Source organism: Microbacterium sp. CR_7 (assembly GCF_041954755.1).
Taxonomy (GTDB): Bacteria; Actinomycetota; Actinomycetes; order Actinomycetales; family Microbacteriaceae; genus Microbacterium.
Genome location: NZ_JAVAYF010000001.1, coordinates 506,010 through 529,394, shown reverse-complemented (window position 1 = coordinate 529,394; position 23,385 = coordinate 506,010). Strand labels below are relative to the sequence as shown.

At 68.7% G+C, this 23,385-nt stretch carries 24 protein-coding genes and 2 tRNA genes; 15 read left to right on the top strand and 11 right to left on the bottom strand.

What is annotated here, in order from left to right; translation table 11 throughout:
* Window positions 1–69 precede the first annotated feature (69 nt).
* The 3 genes from RAC81_RS02540 to RAC81_RS02530 are packed head-to-tail and all read left to right on the top strand — an operon-like array spanning window position 70 to window position 3,247.
* Entirely contained in the window at window positions 70–1,146 is a 1,077-nt protein-coding gene (locus tag RAC81_RS02540; protein ID WP_375080859.1) for a mechanosensitive ion channel family protein, read from the top strand.
* Window positions 1,143–1,592, top strand: coding sequence for a globin (locus RAC81_RS02535; protein ID WP_375080858.1), 450 nt, complete (start codon window positions 1,143–1,145; stop codon window positions 1,590–1,592). Before RAC81_RS02540 ends, RAC81_RS02535 begins: the two co-directional genes overlap by 4 nt.
* Window positions 1,589–3,247, top strand: coding sequence for an FAD-binding dehydrogenase (locus tag RAC81_RS02530; RefSeq protein WP_375080857.1), 1,659 nt, complete (start codon window positions 1,589–1,591; stop codon window positions 3,245–3,247). The genes RAC81_RS02535 and RAC81_RS02530 overlap by 4 nt, the downstream gene beginning before the upstream one ends.
* 20 nt (window positions 3,248–3,267) lie before the next feature.
* On the opposite strand, the gene RAC81_RS02525 is transcribed toward RAC81_RS02530, so the two are convergent.
* Complete coding sequence (locus RAC81_RS02525) at window positions 3,268–3,933, bottom strand: hypothetical protein (protein ID WP_375080856.1); 666 nt, start codon at window positions 3,931–3,933, stop codon at window positions 3,268–3,270.
* 53 nt (window positions 3,934–3,986) lie between these two features.
* On the opposite strand from RAC81_RS02525, the gene RAC81_RS02520 reads away from it, so the two are divergent.
* Window positions 3,987–4,874, top strand: coding sequence for an acyl-CoA thioesterase (locus tag RAC81_RS02520; RefSeq protein ID WP_375080855.1), 888 nt, complete (start codon window positions 3,987–3,989; stop codon window positions 4,872–4,874).
* Window positions 4,875–4,904: 30 nt separating this feature from the next.
* On the opposite strand, the gene RAC81_RS02515 is transcribed toward RAC81_RS02520, so the two are convergent.
* The 4 genes from RAC81_RS02515 to RAC81_RS02500 all read right to left on the bottom strand — a co-directional run bounded on the left by RAC81_RS02515 (window position 4,905) and on the right by RAC81_RS02500 (window position 8,304).
* Complete coding sequence (locus RAC81_RS02515) at window positions 4,905–5,393, bottom strand: acyl-CoA thioesterase (RefSeq protein WP_375080854.1); 489 nt, start codon at window positions 5,391–5,393, stop codon at window positions 4,905–4,907.
* Window positions 5,394–5,397: 4 nt separating this feature from the next.
* The gene (ettA, locus tag RAC81_RS02510) at window positions 5,398–7,077 is read right to left on the bottom strand and encodes an energy-dependent translational throttle protein EttA (RefSeq protein ID WP_251585365.1); all 1,680 of its coding nucleotides are present in this window, start codon (window positions 7,075–7,077) and stop codon (window positions 5,398–5,400) included.
* Window positions 7,078–7,207: 130 nt separating this feature from the next.
* The gene (locus RAC81_RS02505; protein WP_375080853.1) at window positions 7,208–7,699 is read right to left on the bottom strand and encodes a hypothetical protein; all 492 of its coding nucleotides are present in this window, start codon (window positions 7,697–7,699) and stop codon (window positions 7,208–7,210) included.
* Between the two features lie 53 nt (window positions 7,700–7,752).
* On the bottom strand, window positions 7,753–8,304 hold the full coding sequence (locus RAC81_RS02500) for a single-stranded DNA-binding protein (RefSeq protein ID WP_375080852.1): 552 nt from the start codon (window positions 8,302–8,304) through the stop codon (window positions 7,753–7,755).
* A gap of 215 nt (window positions 8,305–8,519) precedes the next feature.
* Here RAC81_RS02500 and RAC81_RS02495 point away from each other — a divergent pair, with 215 nt between their 5' ends.
* The 9 genes from RAC81_RS02495 to RAC81_RS02455 all read left to right on the top strand — a co-directional run bounded on the left by RAC81_RS02495 (window position 8,520) and on the right by RAC81_RS02455 (window position 14,119).
* Entirely contained in the window at window positions 8,520–8,789 is a 270-nt protein-coding gene (locus RAC81_RS02495; protein WP_375080851.1) for a hypothetical protein, read from the top strand.
* A gap of 414 nt (window positions 8,790–9,203) precedes the next feature.
* Window positions 9,204–9,279, top strand: a tRNA-Arg gene (locus RAC81_RS02490).
* Between the two features lie 36 nt (window positions 9,280–9,315).
* Window positions 9,316–9,942, top strand: a complete 627-nt coding sequence (gene orn, locus RAC81_RS02485) for an oligoribonuclease (RefSeq protein ID WP_375080850.1) — start codon at window positions 9,316–9,318, stop codon at window positions 9,940–9,942.
* Between the two features lie 36 nt (window positions 9,943–9,978).
* Window positions 9,979–10,054, top strand: a tRNA-His gene (locus RAC81_RS02480).
* 97 nt (window positions 10,055–10,151) lie between these two features.
* Window positions 10,152–12,314 carry a heavy metal translocating P-type ATPase gene (locus tag RAC81_RS02475; protein ID WP_375080849.1) on the top strand — a complete coding sequence of 721 codons (2,163 nt, stop codon included), beginning with the start codon at window positions 10,152–10,154 and terminating at the stop codon, window positions 12,312–12,314.
* 9 nt (window positions 12,315–12,323) lie between these two features.
* The gene (locus RAC81_RS02470; RefSeq protein ID WP_375080848.1) at window positions 12,324–12,953 is read left to right on the top strand and encodes a LysE family transporter; all 630 of its coding nucleotides are present in this window, start codon (window positions 12,324–12,326) and stop codon (window positions 12,951–12,953) included.
* A gap of 34 nt (window positions 12,954–12,987) precedes the next feature.
* Window positions 12,988–13,335, top strand: a complete 348-nt coding sequence (locus tag RAC81_RS02465) for a metallopeptidase family protein (RefSeq protein WP_096716008.1) — start codon at window positions 12,988–12,990, stop codon at window positions 13,333–13,335.
* Window positions 13,332–13,628 (top strand): ATP-dependent Clp protease adapter ClpS, encoded by a 297-nt coding sequence (clpS, locus tag RAC81_RS02460; protein ID WP_375080847.1) that lies wholly within the window; start codon window positions 13,332–13,334, stop codon window positions 13,626–13,628. Before RAC81_RS02465 ends, clpS begins: the two co-directional genes overlap by 4 nt.
* A 26-nt stretch (window positions 13,629–13,654) precedes the next feature.
* Window positions 13,655–14,119: a DUF2017 family protein gene (locus RAC81_RS02455; RefSeq protein ID WP_375080846.1), complete on the top strand. Its 465-nt coding sequence runs from the start codon at window positions 13,655–13,657 to the stop codon at window positions 14,117–14,119.
* A gap of 3 nt (window positions 14,120–14,122) precedes the next feature.
* Here RAC81_RS02455 and RAC81_RS02450 read toward each other — a convergent pair whose 3' ends face one another.
* From RAC81_RS02450 to gatC, 6 genes are all read right to left on the bottom strand, one after another.
* The gene (locus RAC81_RS02450) at window positions 14,123–14,704 is read right to left on the bottom strand and encodes a hypothetical protein (protein ID WP_375080845.1); all 582 of its coding nucleotides are present in this window, start codon (window positions 14,702–14,704) and stop codon (window positions 14,123–14,125) included.
* On the bottom strand, window positions 14,688–15,005 hold the full coding sequence (locus RAC81_RS02445; protein ID WP_375080844.1) for a hypothetical protein: 318 nt from the start codon (window positions 15,003–15,005) through the stop codon (window positions 14,688–14,690). The genes RAC81_RS02450 and RAC81_RS02445 overlap by 17 nt, the downstream gene beginning before the upstream one ends.
* Before the next feature lie 37 nt (window positions 15,006–15,042).
* A complete protein-coding gene (locus RAC81_RS02440; RefSeq protein ID WP_375080843.1) occupies window positions 15,043–16,299 on the bottom strand; it encodes a DNA polymerase IV in 1,257 nt (418 codons plus the stop codon).
* A 72-nt stretch (window positions 16,300–16,371) separates the two neighbouring features.
* Entirely contained in the window at window positions 16,372–17,886 is a 1,515-nt protein-coding gene (gatB, locus tag RAC81_RS02435; protein ID WP_375080842.1) for an Asp-tRNA(Asn)/Glu-tRNA(Gln) amidotransferase subunit GatB, read from the bottom strand.
* A complete protein-coding gene (gatA, locus tag RAC81_RS02430; protein ID WP_375080841.1) occupies window positions 17,886–19,403 on the bottom strand; it encodes an Asp-tRNA(Asn)/Glu-tRNA(Gln) amidotransferase subunit GatA in 1,518 nt (505 codons plus the stop codon). Before gatA ends, gatB begins: the two co-directional genes overlap by 1 nt.
* Window positions 19,400–19,699, bottom strand: coding sequence for an Asp-tRNA(Asn)/Glu-tRNA(Gln) amidotransferase subunit GatC (gene gatC / locus RAC81_RS02425; RefSeq protein WP_096716001.1), 300 nt, complete (start codon window positions 19,697–19,699; stop codon window positions 19,400–19,402). The genes gatA and gatC overlap by 4 nt, the downstream gene beginning before the upstream one ends.
* 68 nt (window positions 19,700–19,767) lie before the next feature.
* Here gatC and RAC81_RS02420 point away from each other — a divergent pair, with 68 nt between their 5' ends.
* The gene (locus RAC81_RS02420; RefSeq protein WP_375080840.1) at window positions 19,768–21,468 is read left to right on the top strand and encodes a long-chain-fatty-acid--CoA ligase; all 1,701 of its coding nucleotides are present in this window, start codon (window positions 19,768–19,770) and stop codon (window positions 21,466–21,468) included.
* Between the two features lie 47 nt (window positions 21,469–21,515).
* Window positions 21,516–23,363: a DEAD/DEAH box helicase gene (locus RAC81_RS02415; protein WP_375080839.1), complete on the top strand. Its 1,848-nt coding sequence runs from the start codon at window positions 21,516–21,518 to the stop codon at window positions 23,361–23,363.
* Window positions 23,364–23,385: the final 22 nt, after the last annotated feature.

Sequence of the window (23,385 nt, the reverse complement as noted above, 5' to 3'; positions counted from 1 at the left end):
GCCCTCGAACGGGGCTGAGCCTGTTCGGCATCCATGCCGCGCACAGACCCGGTCGCTACGCTGGAAGGGATGCTCGCTCCCACTAAGACGACCGATCCCGCCCCCACCGACGCCTTCGTCGGGTGGTGGGGCGACACGCTGATCATCCTCCGCGACGTCGGCCTTCAGGCCCTCGGCGTCGTCGCGATCGTGGTCGGGTGCTATCTCATCGCGCTCGTCCTGCGCGTGGTCATCCGCCGGGTGGTCCACCGGATCGTCGACACGGCGAAGAACAAGGCTGCGGTCGACGACACCCAGGCCTTGGAGAGATCGCCGCTCGCGGATATGCGGCTCGTGCAGCGGACGCGCACCCTCGGCACGATCCTGCAGAACATCGTCAACGTCATGCTGGTCGTGATCGCGATCGTCCTCGTCGTCAATCACCTCGCCCCCACTCTGCTCGGGTCGCTGACCCTGCTCACGGCGGCGGTCGGCGCCGGTCTCGGATTCGGTGCCCAGAACATCGTCAAGGACGTCCTGAACGGCATGTTCATCGTCGCCGAGGACCAGATCGGCATCGGAGACGTCGTCGATCTGGGCCTCGCGTCCGGCGTGGTCGAGTACGTGAGCGTCCGCATCACGCAGGTCCGCGACGTCAACGGCACGCTCTGGTACGTCCGCAACGGCGAGGTCACCCGGATCGGCAACATGTCGCAGGGATGGGCACGAGCGATCATCGACATCGGCGTGCCTCTGGACGCCGACCTCGACCAGGTCGAGCGGATCATGCTGGAGACCGCACAGGAGCTCGCGAAGGATCCGAAGTGGCGGACGCGGATCATCGAGAAACCGGAGCTGTGGGGCCTCGAGTCCATCGGCGGCGAGGCGCTCGTCGTGCGGATCGTCATCAAGGCGCGGGCCAACGCGAAGGACGACGTGGCTCAGGAGCTGCGCAAGCGCCTCCGCGCGGCGCTGCTCGAGAAGGAGATCGCCCTGCCGAGCATGGCGACCATCGTTCCCACCGGTCTCGACGGCGCGAGGCGGGTCCGCGGCGCCAACCCGCCGAGGACGCGTCCGAACGCGGTCACGGGTGTTCCGGTCATCCCCGATCGTGGGATCTGGCGGCGCAAGAAGCAGCAGAACGACGACGGGAGCACCCAGAAGTGACCTTCTACGACGAGGTCGGCGGACGAGAGACCTTCGCGAAGATCGTGTCGGTCTTCTACCGCGAGGTCGCACTCGACCCCGTACTCAAGGCGATGTACCCAGAGGAAGACCTGGGTCCGGCGGAGGAGAGACTGCTGCTGTTCCTCGAGCAGTACTGGGGCGGTCCGACCACCTACGGCGAGACGCGAGGTCACCCTCGACTGCGGATGCGGCACGTGCCCTTCCACGTCGACCCCGACGCGCGTGATCGTTGGCTCCGGCACATGCGCACGGCCGTGGACGAAGCGCAGTTGTCGCCCCTGCACGAATCGACGCTCTGGGACTACCTGGAGCGCGCCGCGTATGCCATGGTGAACACATTCGAGCCCTCGGGCATCGGCACGTCCGCCGACGGCCGCCCCACGCTCGAGACCCGATCGCGTCAGGAATCAACGGAGAGCACATGACGACGAAGACCCTGTCCGCAGACGTCCTGGTGATCGGATGGGGTCTCGCCGGCCTCGTCGCAGCGAGTGAAGCGCTGAATGCCGGAAAGCGCGTCGTCATCATCGACCAGGAGCCGCGCACGAACCTCGGCGGGCAGGCGTGGTGGTCGTTCGGGGGCCTCTTCTTCGTCGACTCCCCCGAACAGCGGCGGATGGGCATCCGCGACTCGCTCGACCTCGCCACCCAGGACTGGTTCGGCACCGCCGGCTTCGATCGGCCGGAGGACGAATGGCCGCGTCGGTGGGCGGAGGCGTACCTGCAGTTCGCCGCCGGCGAGAAGCGCGCCTGGCTGCGTGAACGCGGCGTCGGCTTCTTCCCGGTCGTCGGGTGGGCGGAGCGCGGCGGATACGGCGCGCTCGGCCCCGGCAACTCCGTTCCGAGGTTCCACATCACGTGGGGTACGGGGCCGGGCATCGTCGCCCCGTTCGCCGCGGCCGTCGAGCAGGGCGAGCGCGACGGCCACCTCACCGTCCTCCCCCGCCATCGGGTGACCGAGCTCACCGTGACAGATGGCGCCGTCATGGGAGCGCGCGGCAGCATCCTCGCATCCAGCGCGTCCGAACGGGGCGTCGAATCCTCGCGCGAGGTGATCGGCGACTTCGAGATCACCGCGGCCGCCACCATCGTCAGCTCGGGCGGCATCGGCGGGAACCACGACCTCGTGCGTGCGGCATGGCCGTCTCGACTCGGCACTCCGCCCGAGCACATGCTCACGGGCGTACCCGCGTATGTGGACGGATCGATGCAGTCCGTGAGCGCGGCCGCCGGCGCTCGACTCATCAACGGCGATCGCATGTGGCATTACGTCGAAGGGATCGCCAACTGGGATCCGGTGTGGCCGTCGCACGGCATCCGGATCCTGCCGGGTCCCTCCTCACTGTGGCTCGACGCGACCGGTTCGCGACTGCCCGTTCCTCTCTTCCCCGGGTTCGACACGCTCGGCACGCTCGCGCACCTGCGTCGCACCGGGCACGATCACTCCTGGTTCATCACCTCGCGGCAGATCGTGGAGAAGGAGTTCGCGCTGTCCGGCAGCGAGCAGAACCCCGACCTGACCGGGAAGGACGTCGGGCTGCTCCTGCGGTCGCGCCTGGCGAAGGGACCGACCGGCCCCGTGCAGGCGTTCCTCGACGAGGGTGAGGACTTCATCGTCGAGAACGACCTGGATTCGCTGCTCGAGCAGATGCAGCAGCATCCCGGCGGCGACCTCCTCGACGTCGATCGAGTCCGTCGCGAGATCGTCGCACGCGACCTCGAAATGGAGAACGACTTCACCAAGGATGCGCAGATCGGGATGCTGCGCTCGATGCGCGGCTATCGCGGCGACCGACTCATCCGCACCGCGGCGCCCCATCGTCTGCAGGATCCCGCGGCGGGACCGATGATCGCCGTGAAGCTGCACGTGCTCACGCGCAAGTCCCTGGGCGGGATAACCACCGACCTCGACGGGCGGGCCCTCGACGCCGACGGCTCCCCGATCCCCGGCCTGTTCGCGGCGGGAGAGGCGAGCGGCTTCGGAGGCGGCGGCGTGCACGGGTACCGGGCGCTCGAGGGCACGTTCCTCGGCGGCTGCCTCTTCTCGGGGCGTCAGGCGGGCAGAGCGGCGTCGCGCTGACGTCATCCCAGCCGGCGTTGTCAGTCGGCGGTGCCTGTACCGCGCACCGCCGTGAGCCCGACCGCGGCGGGGCCCCGCGTCACCACATGCCCGCGGCGGAACGCCAGTCGCGTCCAGCGTCCGGAGCGCATCACAGCGACGTCCTCCTCGCCGGAGATGAATCCGAACGCGTCGGCGGCGAAGGCGACGCCTCTCGGGAGACCGAGCAGGTCGTCTTCCGGCTCGCCCCAGATGGCAGCGCGGAGCGCTCGCACCGCCTCCTCCCCCGCGCCCTCGGTCATGCCACGGGCGACGGCGCTGATGCCCCACTGTGCTCGCTGCGCGACGACGGATGCCGCGATGCTCCCGATTCGCTCCCATTCGCCGCGTGGTGGAGCGATGCCGGCCCAGGCGGGCGAGAGTCCGGTCTCGGGAAGATCGAGCACCCGCTCGTCGTCGGTCGCGGTGAGCGAGGCAACCACGATGTCGCAGACGAGCTCCGGATCCGCGTGGACCACGCGCATGCCGAGCACGGTCGGGGTCTGGTCGAAGAGTCCCTGCGGTGCGAGCGCGGCGGCCGAGAGCGCGAGGACTCCTCCGGTGGCCTGTAGACGGACGCCCTCGTCGGAGATGCGGCCGGCCCGCCCGACGAACGTCAGGACGTCTTTGGTGGTCGGGGCATCGGCGAGGACGAGCTGCGAGGACACAACCTCTAAACTATCAAGGCCAGCGGACGCCCCAGCCGCTGGGGAGGGATGCCATGACCGCCGATTCGCATGCGATCCGCACCGTCGAGCAGTTGCTGGAGGTGCTCGACCTGGACGACACCCGGGCTCGCACCACGGAGGACATCTTCACTGGTCGTTCGCACCCCATGCCGTCCGGCCGGATCTACGGCGGCCAGGTGCTCGCGCAGAGTCTTCTCGCCGCCGAGCGCACTCTGCCGGAGGACCGGGCAGCGCATTCGATGCACGGCTACTTCCTGCGTCCGGGTGACGCGAGTCAGGGTCTCACGATCGCCGTGGACCGCATCCATGACGGACGGTCGTTCTCGACGCGGCGTTCGCAGGCGTATCAGAACGGCGTGCCGATCTTCTCGATGATCGCGTCGTTCCAGGACGAGGGACCCGGTGTGGAGCATTCGGCCCCCATGCCGTCCGGCGTGCCGGATCCCGAAAGCCTCCTCCCCGACGAGGAACGGGTCGACGGGCTGCCCGCGGGCACCTCCCGGATGCTGAGCGACCGTGCGGCCGACGTGCGTCACGTCGAGGGCCCGCTGTTCCTGCCCGGTGACGACTCGCAGGTGCCCGAGCAGGGTGTGTGGATGAAGATGCGGGCACCTCTGCCCGACGATCCTCGCATCCACCGGGCGGCGCTCGCCTATCTCAGCGACATGACGATCCAGGAGTCGATCCTGCGGGCGCACGGCGTCTATTGGGCGCTCCCCGGCCTCAAGGTCGCCAGCCTCGACCACGCGATGTGGTGGCACCGACCGGCGCGGGTCGACGAGTGGCTGCTGTACCTGCAGGAGTCGCCCAACGCCCGCGGTGGCCGCGGCCTCGCTCAGGGCCGGATCTTCACTCGCGACGGCGACCTGGTGGCGTCCGTCGCCCAGGAGATCATGGTGCGGGTGCCGGAGCGCCCGTGACGCCCGAGCGCACCGTCGCAGGTGCGTCGCTCAGCGGTGGGCGTACTCGATCGACGGTCCGACGTACGGCTCCCACGCGTCGCGCATCTCCTGGGTGAGCCGGGTCGGCCGCCCGGAGCCCGCGTCGACGAGCACGATGACGGCGGTCGACCGCGCGTAGATCGTCCGCGGCTCCGCCGCCGGGTCGTTGTGGACCTCGTAGCAGACCTCGACGCTGGACCCGCCCAGCTTGCCGAACCACATCTGCACCTCAAGGGGACGCCGCTGGTAGGGCACGGGAGCGAGGTATTCGATCTCCTGCCGTGCGATCAGCGTGAGCACGCCCTCGTCGATGCCGGAGTCGAGCACGGCCGTGGAGGGCGCCTGCTCACCGGGTCCCGCCCGCCAGAACGCTCGCACACGTGCTTCCTCGAGCAGCTTGAGCATCGAGGTGTTGTTGACGTGGTTGAACGCATCCAGATCGCCCCAGCGGAGGTGGATCGGGATGTGCAGGCGGGGCCCGGGTGCGTGCTCTGTCATCGCGTCAGTCGCGTGTGAGCTTGCGGTGGGTGGAGCGGTGCGGCTTCGCGGCATCCGGTCCGAGGCGCTCGATCTTGTTCTCTTCGTACGCCTCGAAGTTGCCCTCGAACCAGTACCACTGGTCGGGCTTCTCGTCGGTGCCCTCGTAGGCGAGGATGTGCGTGGCGATCCGGTCGAGGAACCACCGGTCGTGGGTGATGACCACCGCACAGCCGGGGAACTCGAGCAGTGCGTTCTCGAGCGAGCTGAGGGTCTCGACGTCGAGGTCGTTGGTGGGCTCATCGAGGAGCAGCAGGTTGCCGCCCTCCTTGAGCGTGAGCGCGAGGTTCAGTCGGTTGCGCTCACCACCCGAGAGGACTCCGGCCTTCTTCTGCTGGTCGGGTCCCTTGAAGCCGAACTTCGAGACGTAGGCGCGGGACGGGATCTCGGTCTTGCCCACGGTGATGAAGTCGAGTCCGTCCGACACGACCTCCCAGAGCGTCTTGTCGGGGTCGATGTTCGCGCGCGACTGGTCGACGTAACTGATCTTGACCGTCTCGCCGATCTTCAGGTCTCCGCCGTCGAGCGGCTCGAGGCCGACGATCGTCTTGAAGAGCGTCGTCTTGCCGACGCCGTTGGGGCCGATCACACCGACGATGCCGTTCGGCGGAAGGCTGAAGCTCAGGCCGTCGATGAGCGAGCGCCCGTCGAAGCCCTTCTGCAGCTTCTTCGCCTCGATGACGACGTTGCCGAGACGCGGACCGGCCGGGATCTGGATCTCTTCGAAGTCGAGCTTCCTGGTCCGCTCGGCCTCCGCCGCCATCTCCTCGTAGCGGGCGAGACGCGCCTTCGACTTGGTCTGGCGGCCCTTCGCGCTGGAGCGGACCCACTCGAGCTCCTCCTTGAGGCGCTTGGCGAGCTTCGCGTCCTTCTTGCCCTGGATCTCGAGGCGCTCGCCCTTCTTCTCCAGATACGTCGAGTAGTTGCCCTCGTAGCCGATCAGCCGGCCGCGGTCGACCTCGGCGATCCACTCGGCTACGTGGTCGAGGAAGTACCGGTCGTGGGTGATCGCGATGACAGCGCCCTTGTACGACTGGAGGTGCTGCTCGAGCCACAGCACGCTCTCGGCGTCGAGGTGGTTCGTGGGCTCGTCGAGCAGAAGCAGGTCGGGCTTCTGCAGGAGCAGCTTGGCGAGAGCGACCCGTCGCTTCTCACCACCGGAGAGCGGCGCGATCGCGGCGTCTCCCGGCGGGGTGCGAAGCGCGTCCATGGCCTGCTCGAGCTGAGAATCGAGGTCCCAGCCGTCGGCGGCGTCGATCTCCTCCTGGAGCGTCCCCATCTCGGCGAGCAGCGAGTCGAAGTCGGCATCGGGGTCGGCCATGAGGGCCGAGATCTCGTTGAACCGGTCGAGCTTCGCCTTGATCGCGATGCCGTCCTGGATGTTCTCCAGGACCGTCTTGGACTCGTCGAGCTCGGGCTCCTGCATCAGGATGCCGACCGAGAAGCCCGGCGTGAGCTTGGCCTCTCCGTTCGACGGCGTGTCGAGGCCTGCCATGATCTTGAGGATCGTGGACTTACCGGCGCCGTTCGGGCCGACCATGCCGATCTTCGCACCGGGCAGGAACGACATCGTGACGTCGTCGAGGATGAGCTTCTCGCCCACCGCCTTGCGTGCACGGACCATCGAGTAGATGTACTCAGCCACCGGAAATCGCTCCTTCTGTTGGCGTCGAAGTTCGACACTCCAGCCTACCGGCCCCTCTCCCGTCAGGCCGACGAGCGGAGCGCTCCGCGACGAATCCGCTCTCGGGAGGATCCGCCCTGAGCCCGCGCGATCACCAGTCGATCGGTCGGGTGCTGCCGATCAGGCAGCGGCCTTCGGCGAGCTGCGGCAGCACAGCCGTGACGGGTTCGCCGGTCGACGGCCCGACCTGCCCGACGAGGCACTCGGTCTCGCCCCACCGGACGGAGAACTGCAAGCTCTCCGCGGGGTTCCCCACCGTCGAGACGTCCTGGGTCACCTGCATCGCTTCTCGCTCGAAGCCGGCCGCGATCAGCGCATCGATGTAGGCGCGACCGGCGCCGCGCTGATCCGACGCCCACACCTGCGCGGTCACCGCCGAGAACAGCGGCAGGTTCTCCTCGGCGCTGCCCTCCGGTACCAGCACGGGGCCGCTCGGCGTCGGTGCGGCGCTCGTCTCCACGGCGGTCGGCGACGGCGTGGGTTCGCCCTGCGGATCGCACGCGGACAATACGAGGGCCGCCCCCACTGCGACGGAGAGGAGAGCAGCAGCGCGTGCCGTTCTGGAAGCCGGTCGTCGAAGCACGCCCCGAGTCTACGGGGCGCCCCCGAACGCCCTGCGCCACGCGCTGCGCCCCCTCAGGACGACGCACTCCAGGCATCCCCTGCGGACCCGGAAACGACCAGCTCACCGCTTGCAGGATCGACCGAGGTGAGAGACGGATCCGCCCAGGGAGTCTCGATGTCGCGTGTGCTCTCGGACGCACCGTCCGAGACGTGCGCCGGGGAGTCCGCGTCGACGGACTGCCGCTCCTGTTCGGCGGAACTCGATCGCGAGGTTGACTTACGGTACGCCGTGGTCCCCCACCGGAGGTCGTGCCCGACAGCATCCGCGTCGATGTCGACACTGGTCCCCTGCTTGCCGTTGTTCTCCCAGGCCCGGATCTTCATGCGCCCCGTGACGATCACGCTTTCGCCCGCGCGCAACGACGCCTTCACGTTCTCCGCGAGGTGGCGGAACGCCGCCACCGAGTACCAGTTCGTGCCGACGTCGACCCAGGTCTGCGTCGCTTCGTCGAATCGCCGATGCGTGCTGGCGAGCCGGAAGTTGGTCACGGGCACTCCGCCGGCCGTGCGGCCCTGGGTCGGGTCGGTGGCGACGTTGCCGATGATCGTGACGGTGTCTTGCATGTCTGTCTCCTTCGCGAGCCGAGTCTGATGCCCGGGTGCTCACAGCATCGGCATCGGGGAACCGCCGCGCGCGCCCCGATGCCTCGAAAACCCGGGATCTGGGGAGAACTGCTCCCGAACACACTCCGTGCGGAAGGGATTGCGGAACGTCCGGGCGCCTTCGCGAAGGGAATGTCGGTGGTCGATCATATGTTCGAACCGGAGAGGAGATACCGATGTCCGACACACAGCTCTTGACCGCACCCGAGGTTCCGTTCGCAGCGCCCCGCCTGTCCTCGCCGCACGAGCACCTCGTACGCGCCTCCGCGCATCTCTGGCGCGTGCTGGACGACCGCGGACGCGTGCTCGGACACCTCCGGATCCTCGCCGATCCACTCGGACTCCGATACCGCGCGGAGCGGCTGCATCTGCCCACGGGTCGGTTCCGGCTGGTCGGCGACTTCTGGCGTGCCGACGACGCCGTCGCCGCTCTGCGCAACGGCTGAAAGACGCGTAGATGCCGAGCACCGGGGCCAAGCTGCGGGAGATGCAAGCGCGGCACCGGCAGCGGAACTTCGTGCGCATGATCGAGTACCTCCGCGGTCATCCGTGCCGAGACTGCGGCGAATCCGATCCCGTGGTCCTGGATTTCGACCATCTCCCAGGATTCGCGAAGCGATTCGAGATCGCGCGTGCAGTCGGGGCCTCGACGCGCTCTTGGGCGTCGATCCTCGCGGAGATCGAGAAGTGCGAGGTGGTGTGCGCGAACTGCCACCGTCGTCGCACGGCCCGACGAGCCGGGCACCGCAAACACCTGCTGTCACGCGGAGAGCGCGTCGGTCCGGATACCGTCGTCGGTGACGGCACTACCGACCCCGGCGACACGAACTCCTCGCAGGAATCGGTATCCTGAACGTCTACCCCCAGTAGCTCAGTGGATAGAGCATCGATCTTCTAAGTCGCCGGTCGCACGTTCGAATCGTGCCTGGGGGGCCAAAGCCCCGATGTCGGAGCCGTCGATAGGATGGCGGCATGGTATCTGCGTCTGAGAACGACCGGCTCGTCTGGATCGACTGCGAGATGACGGGCCTCGATCTCGCCGTAGACGAACTCGTCGAGATCGCGGTCGTGGTCACCGACTTCGAGCTTCGCCCGGTCGACTCCGGGTTCCAGATCGTCATTCGCCCGAGCGATGAAGCGCTCGCGCACATGAACGACTTCGTCACGAAGATGCACGAGACCTCCGGCTTGAGCGAGGAGATCCCGCACGGCGTGACGCTCGCGGAGGCCGAGGCGCAGACTCTGGCCTACATCAAGCGCTTCGCGCCCGTCGAGAAGAAAGCCCCGCTCGCGGGCAATACGATCGGCACCGACCGGATGTTCCTCGCGAAGTACATGCCGCAGGTCGACCAATGGCTGCACTACCGGAACGTCGACGTGTCGAGCATCAAAGAACTCTCCCGGCGTTGGTACCCCCGGGTGTTCTTTCAGGCCCCGTCGAAAGACGGCGGTCATCGCGCGCTCGCCGACATCCTCGAGTCCATCCGTGAGCTCCGTTACTACCGCGAAGCGGTCTTCGTCGACGAACCGGGGCCGTCGAGCGACGACGCACGCGACATCGCGAGTCGCACCGTGTCGGAGTTCACTCCAAACATGTAATAGACTCGTCTGGTTGCCGATTCCGGTCGGCACATGGTGGGTATAGCTCAGCTGGTAGAGCGCTGGCTTGTGGTGCCGGATGTCGCGGGTTCGAGTCCCGTTACTCACCCCACGAAGGCCCGGGTCGTTGACCCGGGCCTTTTTCTTCTCCCTTGGAATACCCCCCGGGGGTATGCTGTTGTGATCGAGGCAGAGAACGGAGATTCCTGATGATGCACGATCACACCCCGGACCGCATCCGCGAGGATCACCCCGGCGCTGGTCATCACGACCAGCACGGTCACCCCGACCAGCACGGTCACCCCGACCAGCACGGTCAGCACGACCACGCCGGGCACCACGACCACACCGGGCACCACGACCACGCCGGGCACCACGACCACGCTGGTCACACAGAGCGCTTCCGTCGTCTGTTCTGGCTGATGCTCGTGATCGCCATTCCGGTCGTCGTGACCTCGCCGATGTTCGCGATGATCCTCGGATACGACGTCCCGTCGTGGGCTCGCTGGGTAACCCCTGTGCTCGGGTCGGTGATGTACGTCTGGGGCGGCGCTCCCTTCCTCACCGGCGCCGTCGCAGAACTGCGTTCGCGGCGACCGGGGATGATGCTCCTGATCGGCCTCGCCATCACCGTCGCGTTCGCCGCCTCGTGGGGTGCCAGTCTCGGTCTCCTCCACCACGAACTGGAGTTCTGGTGGGAGCTGGCCCTCCTGATCGTCATCATGCTGCTCGGGCACTGGATCGAGATGCGTTCCCTTGCGCAGACCACGTCGGCACTCGATTCGCTCGCGGCGTTGCTGCCCGACGAAGCCGAGCGCGTCGACGGCGAGACGACTGCAATCGTGCCCCCGAGCGATCTGCGGGTGGGCGATGTCGTCATCGTCCGCCCCGGCGGACGCGTGCCGGCGGACGGGCGCGTCGTCCAGGGCTCTGCGAGTGTGGACGAATCGATGATCACCGGCGAGTCGAAGACGGTAGACCGCGTTGTGGGCGACGCCGTCGTGGCGGGCACCGTCGCCACAGACTCCGGCATCCGCGTCGAGGTCACCGCCGTCGGTGCCGACACGACACTCGCCGGCATCCAGAAGCTGGTGTCCGATGCCCAGGCGTCCTCGTCGAGAGCGCAGCGCATCGCAGACAGGGCGGCCGCCTGGCTGTTCTGGTTCGCGTTGGGCGCCGCCGCCATCACCGCCGTGGTCTGGTCGATCGTCGGCCTCCCCGACGAGGCCGTCGTGCGCACGATCACGGTCCTCGTGATCGCCTGCCCGCATGCCCTGGGACTCGCGATCCCCCTCGTGGTCTCGATCGCGACCGAGCGCGCGGCAAGAGCCGGAGTCCTCGTGAAGGACAGGCTCGCTCTCGAGACGATGCGCACCGTCGACACCGTGCTGTTCGACAAGACCGGCACGCTCACGGTGGGAAAGCCCGAGGTCACCGCTGTCAGCACCGCGACCGGCTTCAACGAAGACGAAGTGCTCGCCGCGGCGGCTGCCGCGGAGATCGACTCCGAGCACCCGCTGGCCGCGGCGATCGTCGCCGCCGCGAAGGCGGGCGGACTCTCCATCCCGTCCGCGTCCGACTTCCGTTCCTCCCCCGCCGTCGGCGTGAGCGCCATCGTCGGGGGCCAGCAGATAGCCGTGGGCGGACCGCGTCTGCTGGCTCGTGAAGAACTGTCCGAGCTCCCGGCCGCGGAGGCATGGCGCTCCGAGGGCGCGATCATCCTGCATGTCGTGATCGACCACCGGGTGGCCGGTGCGCTGCGGCTCGCCGACGCCGTCCGCCCGGAGTCGACCGTCGCCGTCGCAGCCCTCCAGGAGCGGGGCATCGAGGTCGTGATGATCACGGGCGACGCGGAGGCCGTTGCACGTCACGTGGCCGCCGACCTCGGCATCCGTCGAGTGTTCGCGGGCGTGCGTCCGGAGGACAAGGCCTCCACCGTCCGTGAGCTGCAGTCGGAGGGCCGCCGGGTCGCCATGGTCGGGGACGGCGTCAACGACGCGCCGGCGCTCGCGCAAGCCGACGTCGGTCTCGCGATCGGCGCGGGTACGGACGTGGCGATCGCTTCGGCGGGAGTGATCCTGGCCTCGGACGACCCGCGCACCGTGGTCTCCGTGATCGAGCTCTCGCGGGCCGGGTACCGCAAGATGACCCAGAATCTCTGGTGGGCCGCGGGGTACAACCTCCTGTCCGTGCCGCTCGCCGCCGGAATCCTCGCACCGATCGGTTTCGTGCTCCCGATGTCCGTCGGCGCGATCCTGATGTCGCTGTCGACCGTCGTGGTCGCACTCAACGCCCAGCTGCTCCGCCGGCTCGATCTGATGCCGGGCTCCGTCGTGCCGCGCAGGTCTGAGAGTTCGGGTCGGCAGCCCTAGACTTGCGAGGTGTCGCCGGCAGTCTGGTTCTCGCTCCTCCTCGCCTGCGTCGTCATCAGCTTCACGCCGGGTGCGGGCGCCATCAACACGATGTCGAACGCCCTGAACCAGGGGTGGATGCGTTCGATCTGGGGCATCATCGGCCAACAGCTCGCGCTGATCGTGCACGTCGTGATCGTCGCCGCCGGGGTGGGACTCCTCGTATCCCGGTCCGAAATCCTGTTCACCGCGATCAGATACGCCGGGGCGGCGTATCTGGTCTACCTCGGCGTGCGTCTGATCCTCGCGCGCCCCTCGACCGCCGAGACCGTCGACGCGCAGCGCCCCGCTGACCGCGAGAGCCACTGGTCGATGATCCGCCGCGGATTCTGGGTGAACCTCCTCAACCCCAAGGCGATCGTCTTCTTCCTGGCGTTCATCCCGCAGTTCATCCGCCTCGACGAGCCGCAGCTGCCGCAGTACCTCGTTCTCGTCACGACGGTGATCGTGGTCGACATCCTCGTCATGTGGGGCTTCTTCGCCGCCGCCGCTCGCCCGTTCCGTCGCTTCACCCGCTCGCCCCGCGGGCAGCGCACACTCAACACGGTATTCGGAGTGCTCTTCATCGGAGTCGCCGCCCTGCTCGCGTTCCTGCACTGACCGTCGTCGGGAGCGCGGCAATAGGCTGGTCAGGATGGACATGACTGCCGACGCCTTCGAGGAACTCGTCGTCGACGAACTCGACCGCCTTCCCGATGACATGGTCGAGGGACTCGACAACGTCGTCTTCGTCGTGGAAGACCGCCCGGAAGACGGCAGCCTCGATCTGCTCGGGCTCTACGACGGGCTCGCACTGACCGAGCGCACGCAGTACGGCATGGGCGAGCTGCCCGACCGCATCGTCGTGTACCGGGAGCCGCATCTCGCCGCGTGCGACGACGAAGACGAGCTGCGCGACGAGATCCACACCACTCTCGTGCACGAGATCGCGCACTTCTACGGAATCGACGACGAGCAGCTGCACGAGCTGGGGTGGGCATGATGAGTCCGCTCACCACCCCCGAGATCGACGAGCGGGTCGAGTTGAGTGCGGCCCCCATGGAGCCGTGGGAGGTCGTCGTGTGGAACGACCCCGTGAACCTCATGAGCTACGTGGTCCGAGTCTTCCGCACGTACTTCGGGTACTCGACCGAACGGGCCACCCAGCTGATGCTCGCCGTGCACCACGAGGGGCACGCGATCGTCGCGACGGGACCGCGCGAGACCATGGAGGTGCATGCGCAGGCCATGCACGACTATGGTCTCTGGGCCACCGTGCGGAAGGTCGCCTCGTGAATGCCGAACGTCGAGCGACTCTGCAGATGGCTGCGATCGAGGGCGGCCAGCTCGTTCGACTGCTCGACGACCTGGTCGAGCTCCTCGGCGGTGACCGCGATCCATCCGACACCGCGATCGATCGCCTGACGCCGAGCGCCTACCCCGACGACGAGGAGGCGGCCCGCACCTACCGCTCTGCCACCGCCGACGACCTCATCGCCCGTCGTCGTACCGACGCGGTCACCGTGCGGACGGCGATCGCCTCGTCGCTACCGAGCGCGGAGGCTGCCTCAGACGAGGATGCGTTCGCTCAGATCGACGTGATGGCGACGTCAGCCGATCTGGACGCCTGGATGCGGACGCTCACCGCACTCCGACTCGTCATCGCCGACCGCCTCGCGATCGAGTCCGACGACGAGCACGATCCCGACGACCCGCGATACGGGGTCTACGACTGGCTCGGCTACCGGCTCGAGGTTGTGGTGCAGGCGGCCGACCGCCTGGACTGACGATCAGGGGACGGTCACGATGCGCGTCGCCAGCGCTCGAGGATCGTCCCTCCGCACGTGCTCGTGCTCCTGGGCTGCCCACCGGTCCCAGTGCGGGCGGTACGTGTCGCCGTCGCGCGCCAACGCCCGCGCCTTCCGTCCCCGCTCCGCCGACTCGACCCACACCGTCACATCCGCGATCTTCGCCGTCGCGGGGGTGACGATGCCGCTGCCCTCGACGAGCAGGCTGAGAGCGGGATCCACGGCGTGGCTCTCGGCATCCGCCTCGCTGCCCCAATCCCAGCGCCGCCAACTCCCGAGCAGGCCGCGGCCATGGGGCCTGAGGATGCCGTCGAGAGCGCGCTCCACGCCCGCGTCGAGACCATCCCACCCGGGATAGATCGAATCGAGGGCGATCGACTGCACTCGACCCTGCACGGGCCAGCGCTCGACGAGCATCCGTGCGAGCGTCGTCTTGCCCGCCCCGCTTCGGCCGTCGATCAGGACGACCGGATTCGACACCGCCAGTCCGCGGATGTCGCCGACGAGGACCGTCGCGGCATGCTCCAGGGCACTCGCGACGGCATCGTCACTTCTTGAGGGCACGGATGACGCGGGAGAGCGCCCGTCCGGCGACCCAGACGAAGGGCACGGCCACGACGAGCAGGGTCACGATGTTCGGCTCGAACCGAAGGCCCTCCTCGCGGCGCACGTACACGCCGACCGGTACCGAGACGCCGCCGCCACCGCCGCCCTCCGCGCCGTCTCCGCTTCCTCCGCCGAAGCCGGAGTACGTGAAGGCGACCGGAGTGATGCTCACGCCGTCGACATCCTGCGGCTCACCATAGGCGGTCTTGACCCCGAAGGACGCGGCCTGCTTTCCGAGTTCCAGTGCAATGTTGGGCATGAGTCCACGCTAGTCCAGGCGCCCTCGCCGTGCAGGGTCAATCGACGCCGTGGGCTTTCGGGTGCTGCGCCGCGCCGCGCCCGTTTCCCCGCCCGAGATGCCTGGCGCGCGTGATGGTCGCGGAACCGAACCGCGCGACGGCGTCGTCCATGGCGCCCTCGACACGCCGCCAGTCCTCGTCCTCGTCCCAGAGTCCGAAGCCGCCTGCGCCAGCCGGGCGGAGCTTCTCGGCCCGCACGCCGACGAGCCGCACCGGGTCGCGTCGGTCGATCTGCGCGAACAGCGCCTGAGCGGCCTCTCCGATGCGCTGACCGACAGCCGTGGGCTCGGCGAGCGTCTGCGAACGGGTGAGGGTGCGGAAGTCGTCGAAGCGGATCTTGATCGACACCGTGCCGGTCTCCCACTCGGCCTTGCGGAGCCGAGCTGCGACGCGATCCGCCAGGCGCAGCAGCTCCGCCTTCAGGAACTCCCGGTCGGCGATGTCGGTGTCGAACGTCTCTTCGTGGCCGATGCTCTTCTCGATGCGCTCCGTCTCGACCGCCCTGGCGTCCTCTCCGCGGGAGAGCTGCGACAGTCGGGCGCCGAGCGCAGGTCCGACGGCACGGTCGAGCATCTCCTTCGACGACTCGCGGATGTCGCGGATCGTGCGCATGCCGCGACCCTCCAGTGCCTCTGCGGCTTTCGGGCCGACTCCCCACAGCGCGCGCACCGGCCGCGGGTCCAGGAAAGCCTGCGTGTCGGCCTCGGCGACGACGAGCATGCCGTCGGGCTTCGCGATCGTCGACGCCATCTTCGCGACGTGTTTCGTGGCGGCGACCCCGACACTGCAGGTGATGCCGACCTCGTCGAACACCCGTCGGCGCACGAGCTCCGCCACCTTCACGGGACTCCCCCACAGGCGACGAACGCCCCGCACGTCGAGGAAGGCCTCATCGACGGAGAGGGGCTCGACGAGGGGCGTGATCGACTCGAAGATCGACATGACCTGGCGGGAGACGGCCTGGTAACGGTGGAAGTGCGGCGGCACGATGCGAGCCGACGGACACAGGCGCAGCGCCTGCGAGACCGGCATCGCCGAGCGCACGCCGTAGCGGCGCGCCTCATACGAAGCGCTCGACACGACCGACCGACCGTCGGGCGAGCCGATGATCAGCGGCAGGCCTCGAAGGCTCGGGTCGTCGAGGACCTCGACGGCCGCGTAGAACGCGTCCATGTCGACATGCAGGATGCCGGCCCCTGTGTCGTCGGCGTCCGCCGTCGACACGAGGCGCCCTCTGCCGTCACCGTGACCCATCAGTCCATTCTTCCTCGGGCCGCGGACATGAGGGGCGGGCTCGGCCGCCGTGAAGCAGCCGAGCCCGCGATGTCACTGCGCGGCGCGCTCCAGCACCAGCTCGCGCACGCGCGCGGCGTCTGCCTGGCCCTTCATCGCCTTCATGACGGCGCCGATGACGGCCCCGGCCGCCTGCACCTTTCCGTCCTTGATCTTCGCGAGGATGTCGGGCTGCGCGGCGAGGGCCTCGTCGATCGCGGCGATCAGTGCACCGTCGTCCGAGACGACGGCCAGACCGCGAGAATCGACGACCTCCTGCGGTGTGCCCTCCCCGGCGATGACGCCCTCGAGCACCTGACGGGCGAGCTTGTCGGTGAGTGTTCCCGCGTCGACGAGCTTCTGCAGAGCGGCGACGTTCTCGGGCGAGACGAGCTCGGTCGCGTCCCTCTCCTGAGCGTTCGCGAGGCGCGTGATCTCGCCGGTCCACCACTTGCGGGCGGTCGCGGGAGTAGCGCCCGCTGCGACGGTCGCCTCGACGACCTCGACGAGACCGCCGTTGCGCACGTCCTGGAACTCCAGGTCGGTGAAGCCCCATTCCGCCATCAGCCGGCGACGGCGAGCGACCGGCTGCTCGGGCAGCGCCGCACGCAGTTCCTCGATGAGCTCTGCCGCGGGCTCGACCGGCAGCAGGTCTGGCTCGGGGAAGTAGCGGTAGTCGTCCGCATCCGACTTCGGCCGCCCCGGCGAGGTGGTGCCGGTGTCCTCGTGCCAGTGCCGCGTCTCCTGCGTGATCGTGCCGCCGTCCGCGAGGATCTGCGCCTGGCGCTGGATCTCGTAGCGCACTGCGCGCTCGACGGAGCGCATCGAGTTGACGTTCTTCGTCTCGGTGCGCGTGCCGAGCTTCTCGGCGCCGCGGGGCCGCAACGACACGTTGGCGTCACAGCGGAGGTTGCCGCGTTCGAGACGAGCCTCGGAGATGCCGAGTCCGCGCACGATGTCGCGGATCGCGGCGACGTACGCCTTCGCGACCTCGGGAGCGCGGTGCTCGGTGCCGAAGATGGTCTTCGTCACGATCTCGACGAGGGGGACGCCCGCGCGGTTGTAGTCGACGAGCGAGTACTCGGCGCCCTGGATGCGGCCGGTGGAGCCGCCCATGTGGGTGAGCTTGCCGGCGTCCTCCTCCATGTGCGCGCGCTCGATCGGCACCTGGACGATCGTGCCGTCCTCGAGCTCGACCTCGACCGAGCCCTCGAAGGCGATCGGCTCGTCGTACTGGGAGATCTGGTAGTTCTTGCCGAGGTCCGGATAGAAATAGTTCTTCCGCGCGAAGCGGCTCGACTCCGCGATCGAGCAACCGAGCGCGAGGCCGAGGCTGATCGACGAGCGGATGGCGGTCTCGTTCACGACCGGCAGTGACCCGGGCAGGCCGAGATCGACCGGCGCGATGAGCGTGTTCGGCTCGGCCGCGTGGTAGAGCTCGTTGGCCGGGTTCGGCGCGTCGGAGAACATCTTCGTGTTCGTGTTCAGCTCGACGTGCACCTCGAACCCGAGCACGGGCTCGAACAGCTCGAGCGCCTTGTCGAAGTCCATGAGCTTGGCGGCGGCCATCAGCGGGTCCCTCCTGCGAGCTGAGGTGCACGGGTGAGGAGCGGCGCCCCCCAGGAGTCGAGCAGCGCGGTCTCCAGCGCGGCGCCGACCTGGTACAGGCGGGCGTCCTCTCGCGCAGGGGCGATGAACTGGATGCCGACGGGGAGGCCGTCGTCCGTCGCGAGGCCGCTGGGGATCGAGATCCCGGGGACACCGGCGAGGTTCACCGGGATCGTCGTGATGTCGTTGAGGTACATCTGCAGCGGGTCGTCGATCTTCTCCCCCAGCTTGAACGCCGTCGTGGGCGCCGACGGGGTCGCGATGACGTCGACCTCGGCGAAGGCGTTGGCGAAGTCCTGCTGGATGAGAGTGCGCACCTTCTGGGCGCTGCCGTAGTAGGCGTCGTAGTACCCGGCGGAGAGCGCGTACGTGCCGAGGATGATGCGACGCTTCACCTCGTCGCCGAATCCGGCGTCGCGCGTCGCGGACATGACGTCCTCGACCGTCGGGCTGCCGTCGGGGGTGACGCGCAGCCCGAAACGCACCGAGTCGAACTTCGCCAGGTTGCTCGACGCTTCGGCGGGGAGGATCAGGTAGTACGCCGCCACGCCGTACTCGAAGTGCGGTGCGCCGATCTCGACGATCTCCGCGCCTTGAGCCTCCATGAGCGCCAGCGCGCTGCGGAAGGACTCCGCGACGCCGGGCTGGAAGCCGCTGTCGGGGAGCTCGCGGACGACGCCGACCTTGAGTCCCTTGAGCACGTCGCCCCGTGCACCCTCGCGGGCAGCGTCGGCGAACGACGGCCAGACATCCGTGAGCGAGGTCGAGTCCTTCGGGTCGTGGCCGCCGATCGCGTCGTGCAGCAGACCCGCGTCGAGCACCGTGCGCGTGACGGGACCGACCTGGTCGAGGCTCGACGCCAGCGCGATCGCGCCGTATCGGCTCACACCGCCGTACGTGGGCTTCACGCCGACCGTTCCCGTGACGTGCGCGGGCTGGCGGATCGACCCTCCGGTGTCGGAGCCCAGCGCGAGAGGCGCCTCGAACGCCGCCACGGCGGCCGCAGAGCCACCCCCGGAGCCCCCGGGGATCCGGTCGAGGTCCCAGGGGTTGCGCGTCGGTCCGTAGGCGGAGTGCTCGGTCGACGACCCCATGGCGAACTCGTCCATGTTCGTCTTGCCCAGCGGAACGAGTCCAGCGGCGCGCGATCGCGCGACGACCGTGGCGTCGTACGGCGAGCGGTATCCCTCGAGGATGCGCGAACCGCTGGTGGTCGGCTGGTCGGTCGTCACCAGGACGTCCTTGATCGCGAGCGGGACGCCGGCGATCGGGCCGAGCTGCTCCCCCGCCGCGCGGCGGGCGTCGATGTCGGCGGCCGCGGCGATGGCGCCCTCGTTCACGTGCAGGAAGGCGTGGACGTCGCCGTCGACGGCGGCGATCCGGTCGAGGTGCGCCTGCGTGGCCTCGACGCTCGAGATCTCGCGCGACGCGAGCTTGTCGGCGAGCTCGGCGGCGGTCAGACGGATGATGTCGCTCACTGCTCTTCTCCCAGGATCGCGGTGACGCGGAACCGGCCGTCGGCCTGGTCCGGCGCGTTCTGGAGCACCTGCTCGTGCGTGAGCGTCTGCCCGACCTCGTCGGGGCGGAAGACGTTGCTCAGCGGGATCGGGTGGCTCGTCGCGGCGACGTCGGCCGTCGCGACCTCCGACACCTTCGCGATGTTGTCGACGATGGCGTCGAGCTGGCCGGTCAGCCGCGTCACCTCGTCGTCGTTCAGCTGGATGCGCGCGAGCACGCCGAGATGGCGCACAAGATCAGGGGTGATTTCAGACACCCCTCCAGTCTAGTTCGCGCGGGAGCGCGCTCCCGCAGAGCGGCGAGCCCCCGCCCTATGCTGGGGTCGTGAGCACGTATGAGCCTCCTCGCCCGTGGATCGCCAGCTACGCCGACGGGGTCCCCGACGACCTCGCGCCGGTCTCCGGATCACTGATCGACATCGTCGCCGCGTCGGCACGCGATTACCCCGACGCTCCCGCCCTGCAGTTCTTCGGCAGGGAGACGAGTTACGCCGAGCTGCAGCGGGCGATCGACCGTGCCGCTTCCGGTCTCCGCGCCCTGGGCGTCCGAGCGGGCGACCCCGTCGCGATCGTGCTGCCGAACTGTCCGCAGCACATCGTCGCCTTCTATGCCGTGCTGCGACTCGGAGCCGTCGTCGTCGAGCACAATCCGCTCTACACGCCTCGCGAACTGCGCAAGCAGTTCGAGGACCACGGGGCGAAGCATGCGATCGTCTGGAACAAGGTGGTCTCGACGGTGCAGGACTTCCCCGCCGACCTGGCCGTCGCGAACCTCGTCTCCGTCGACGTCACGCGCGCCATGCCGTTCCTCACCCGCGCGGCATTGCGTCTGCCGATCGCGAAGGCCAGCGAGTCCCGCGCGGCCCTCACCGAGCGGGTCCGGGGAACCGTGACCTGGGAGACGCTGGTGGGTTCCGAGCCGCTGCCCGCCTCGCACCCTCGCCCCTCGACCGACGATCTGGCGATCATCCAGTACACCTCGGGCACGACGGGAACCCCCAAGGGCGCTGCCCTCACTCACCGGAACCTGCTCGCGAACGCCGCTCAGGCACAGGCGTGGGTGCCGTCGATCCAGCGTGGAAAGGGATGCGTCGTCTACGCCGTTCTCCCGATGTTCCACGCCTACGGACTGACCCTCTGCCTCACGTTCGCGATGTCGATGGGGGCGCGGCTCGTGCTGTTCCCGAAGTTCGATCCCGCCCTCGTGCTCGACGTCATGAAGAAGCACCCCGCGACCTTCCTCCCGCTCGTGCCCCCGATCGCCGATCGGCTGCTGAGCGCCGCGACCGACCAGGGCGTCTCGCTGAAGGGCATCGAGGTCGCGATCTCGGGCGCGATGGCCCTCCCCCACGACCTCGTGGTGCCGTTCGAGGCGGCGACCGGCGGTTTCCTCGTCGAGGGGTACGGACTCAGCGAGTGCTCACCGGTGCTCATGGCCAATCCGGTCGCCGACAACCGCGTGCCAGGAACGGTCGGGCTCCCGCTGCCCGGCACCGAATGCCGTGTCGTCGATCCCGAGAACCCCACGGTCGATGTGTCGGCGGGCTCCGCGGGCGAGCTGTTGGTGCGAGGCCCCCAGGTGTTCTCCGGCTACTACGGCAAGCCGGAGGAGACCGAGGCCGTCTTCGTCGACGACTGGTTCCGCACGGGCGACATCGTGACCATCGACGACGGCGGGTTCATCCGCATCGTCGATCGCATCAAGGAGCTCATCATCACCGGCGGCTTCAACGTGGCGCCGACCGAAGTCGAGAACGCTCTGCGTCAGCATCCTCAGGTGATGGATGCCGCGGTCATCGGCCTTCCCAGCGAGCACTCCGGCGAAGAGGTCGTCGCGGCGATCGTCGCCGACCCGGGGTCCGATGTCGACGTCGAGGCGATCCGCGCGTTCGCCCGCGGCATCCTGACGCCCTACAAGGTGCCCCGTCGCATCTTCGTCGTCGACGAGCTGCCGAAGTCGCTGATCGGCAAGGTGCTGCGCCGTCAGGTCAAGGAGAAGCTGCTGGCGCTCACCAGCGGCGCCTGATCGAGAGCTCACAGGCGGCGTCGACGGCGAGACGCTACCCTTGATCAGTGACTCCTGAAGACGCTGCGCCCACCGACGCCCCCTCGACACCCGGATTCGAGGAGCTCGGAATCACCGGGTCGGTCCTCAAGGCCATCAAGGACCTCGGCTACGAGACCCCCTCACCGATCCAGGCCGCGACCATCCCGACGCTTCTTTCGGGACGCAACGTCGTCGGCATGGCGCAGACCGGAACGGGAAAGACCGCGGCGTTCGCCCTGCCCGTGCTCGAGCGGCTCGATGTCGGCCAGAAGACGCCGCAGGCTCTCGTGCTCGCCCCGACCCGCGAGCTCGCGCTCCAGGTCTGCGAAGCGTTCGAGTCGTACGCCTCGAAGATGAAGGGGGTGCATGTCCTCCCCGTCTACGGCGGCCAGGGCTACGGCGTCCAGCTGTCGGCACTGCGACGCGGCGTGCACGTCGTGGTCGGCACCCCCGGCCGCATCATGGACCACCTCGCCAAGGGCACCCTCGACCTCTCGGAGCTGCAGTACCTCGTTCTCGACGAGGCCGACGAGATGCTGAAGATGGGGTTCGCCGAGGACGTCGAGCAGATCCTCGCCCAGACCCCCGTCGAGAAGCAGGTCGCTCTGTTCTCGGCCACGATGCCCGCGCAGATCCGCCGTCTCGCGCAGCAGTACCTCCGCGATCCCGAAGAGATCACGATCAAGTCCAAGACGGCCACGAACACGAACATCACGCAGCGCTATCTCGTCGTGTCGTACGCGCAGAAGGTCGATGCGCTCACCCGCATCCTCGAGGTCGAGAACTTCGACGGGATGATCGTGTTCGTCCGCACCAAGAACGAGACCGAGACACTCGCCGAGAAGCTCCGTGCCCGCGGCTACTCGGCCGCCGCGATCAACGGCGACGTGCCGCAGGTGCAGCGCGAGCGCAGCGTCAACCAGCTCAAGGACGGCAAGCTCGACATCCTCGTCGCCACCGACGTCGCGGCGCGTGGTCTCGACGTCGAGCGCATCAGCCACGTGGTGAACTTCGACATCCCGACGGACACGGAGTCGTACGTGCACCGCATCGGCCGCACGGGCCGCGCTGGGCGCACGGGAGACGCGATCAGCTTCATCACCCCGCGCGAGCGGTACCTGCTCAAGCACATCGAGAAGGCCACACGCCAGCAGCCGACGCAGATGCAGCTGCCGACGACGGAGGACGTCAACACGACCCGCCTCGCGCGCTTCGACGATGCGATCACGGCGGCGCTCGGCGAGAGCTCCCGCATCGAGAAGTTCCGCGACATCATCGCCCACTACGTGCGCAACCACGACGTGCCCGAGGCCGACGTCGCCGCCGCGCTCGCGGTCGTCGCGCAGGGAGACCAGCCGCTGCTGCTGGACCCTGAGGACGACGCTCTCGCCCGCGCCGTGGAGTTCGACAACCGTCCCCCGCGCGAGCGGGCGACACGTGAGCCCCGGGAGAACCGCGAGCCGCGCGAGCGCCGCGGTCGCGGCGACTACGCGGCCTACCGCATCGAAGTGGGGCGGCGCCACCGCGTGGAGCCCCGCCAGATCGTCGGTGCGCTCGCGAACGAGGGCGGATTGGGCCGCGACGACTTCGGCGCGATCAACATCCGTCCCGACTTCTCGATCGTCGAGCTGCCCGCGAACCTCGACGCCTCGGTGCTGGAGAAGCTGCGCGACACGCGCATCTCGGGCCGGTTGATCGAGATCAAGCCCGACCGCGGGCCCGGTGCTCGGCGCGCACCCCGGGAGGGCGGACGCGACCGCTTCGAACGCCGCGACGACCGCCCCCGGTACGACCGTCGCGACGACCGCCCCGCACGCGATGACCGGTCGACCCGCGACGACCGCCCCGCCCGTAAGCCCCGCCACAAGAACTGACGGGCGTTCGGCGCGGCAGTGG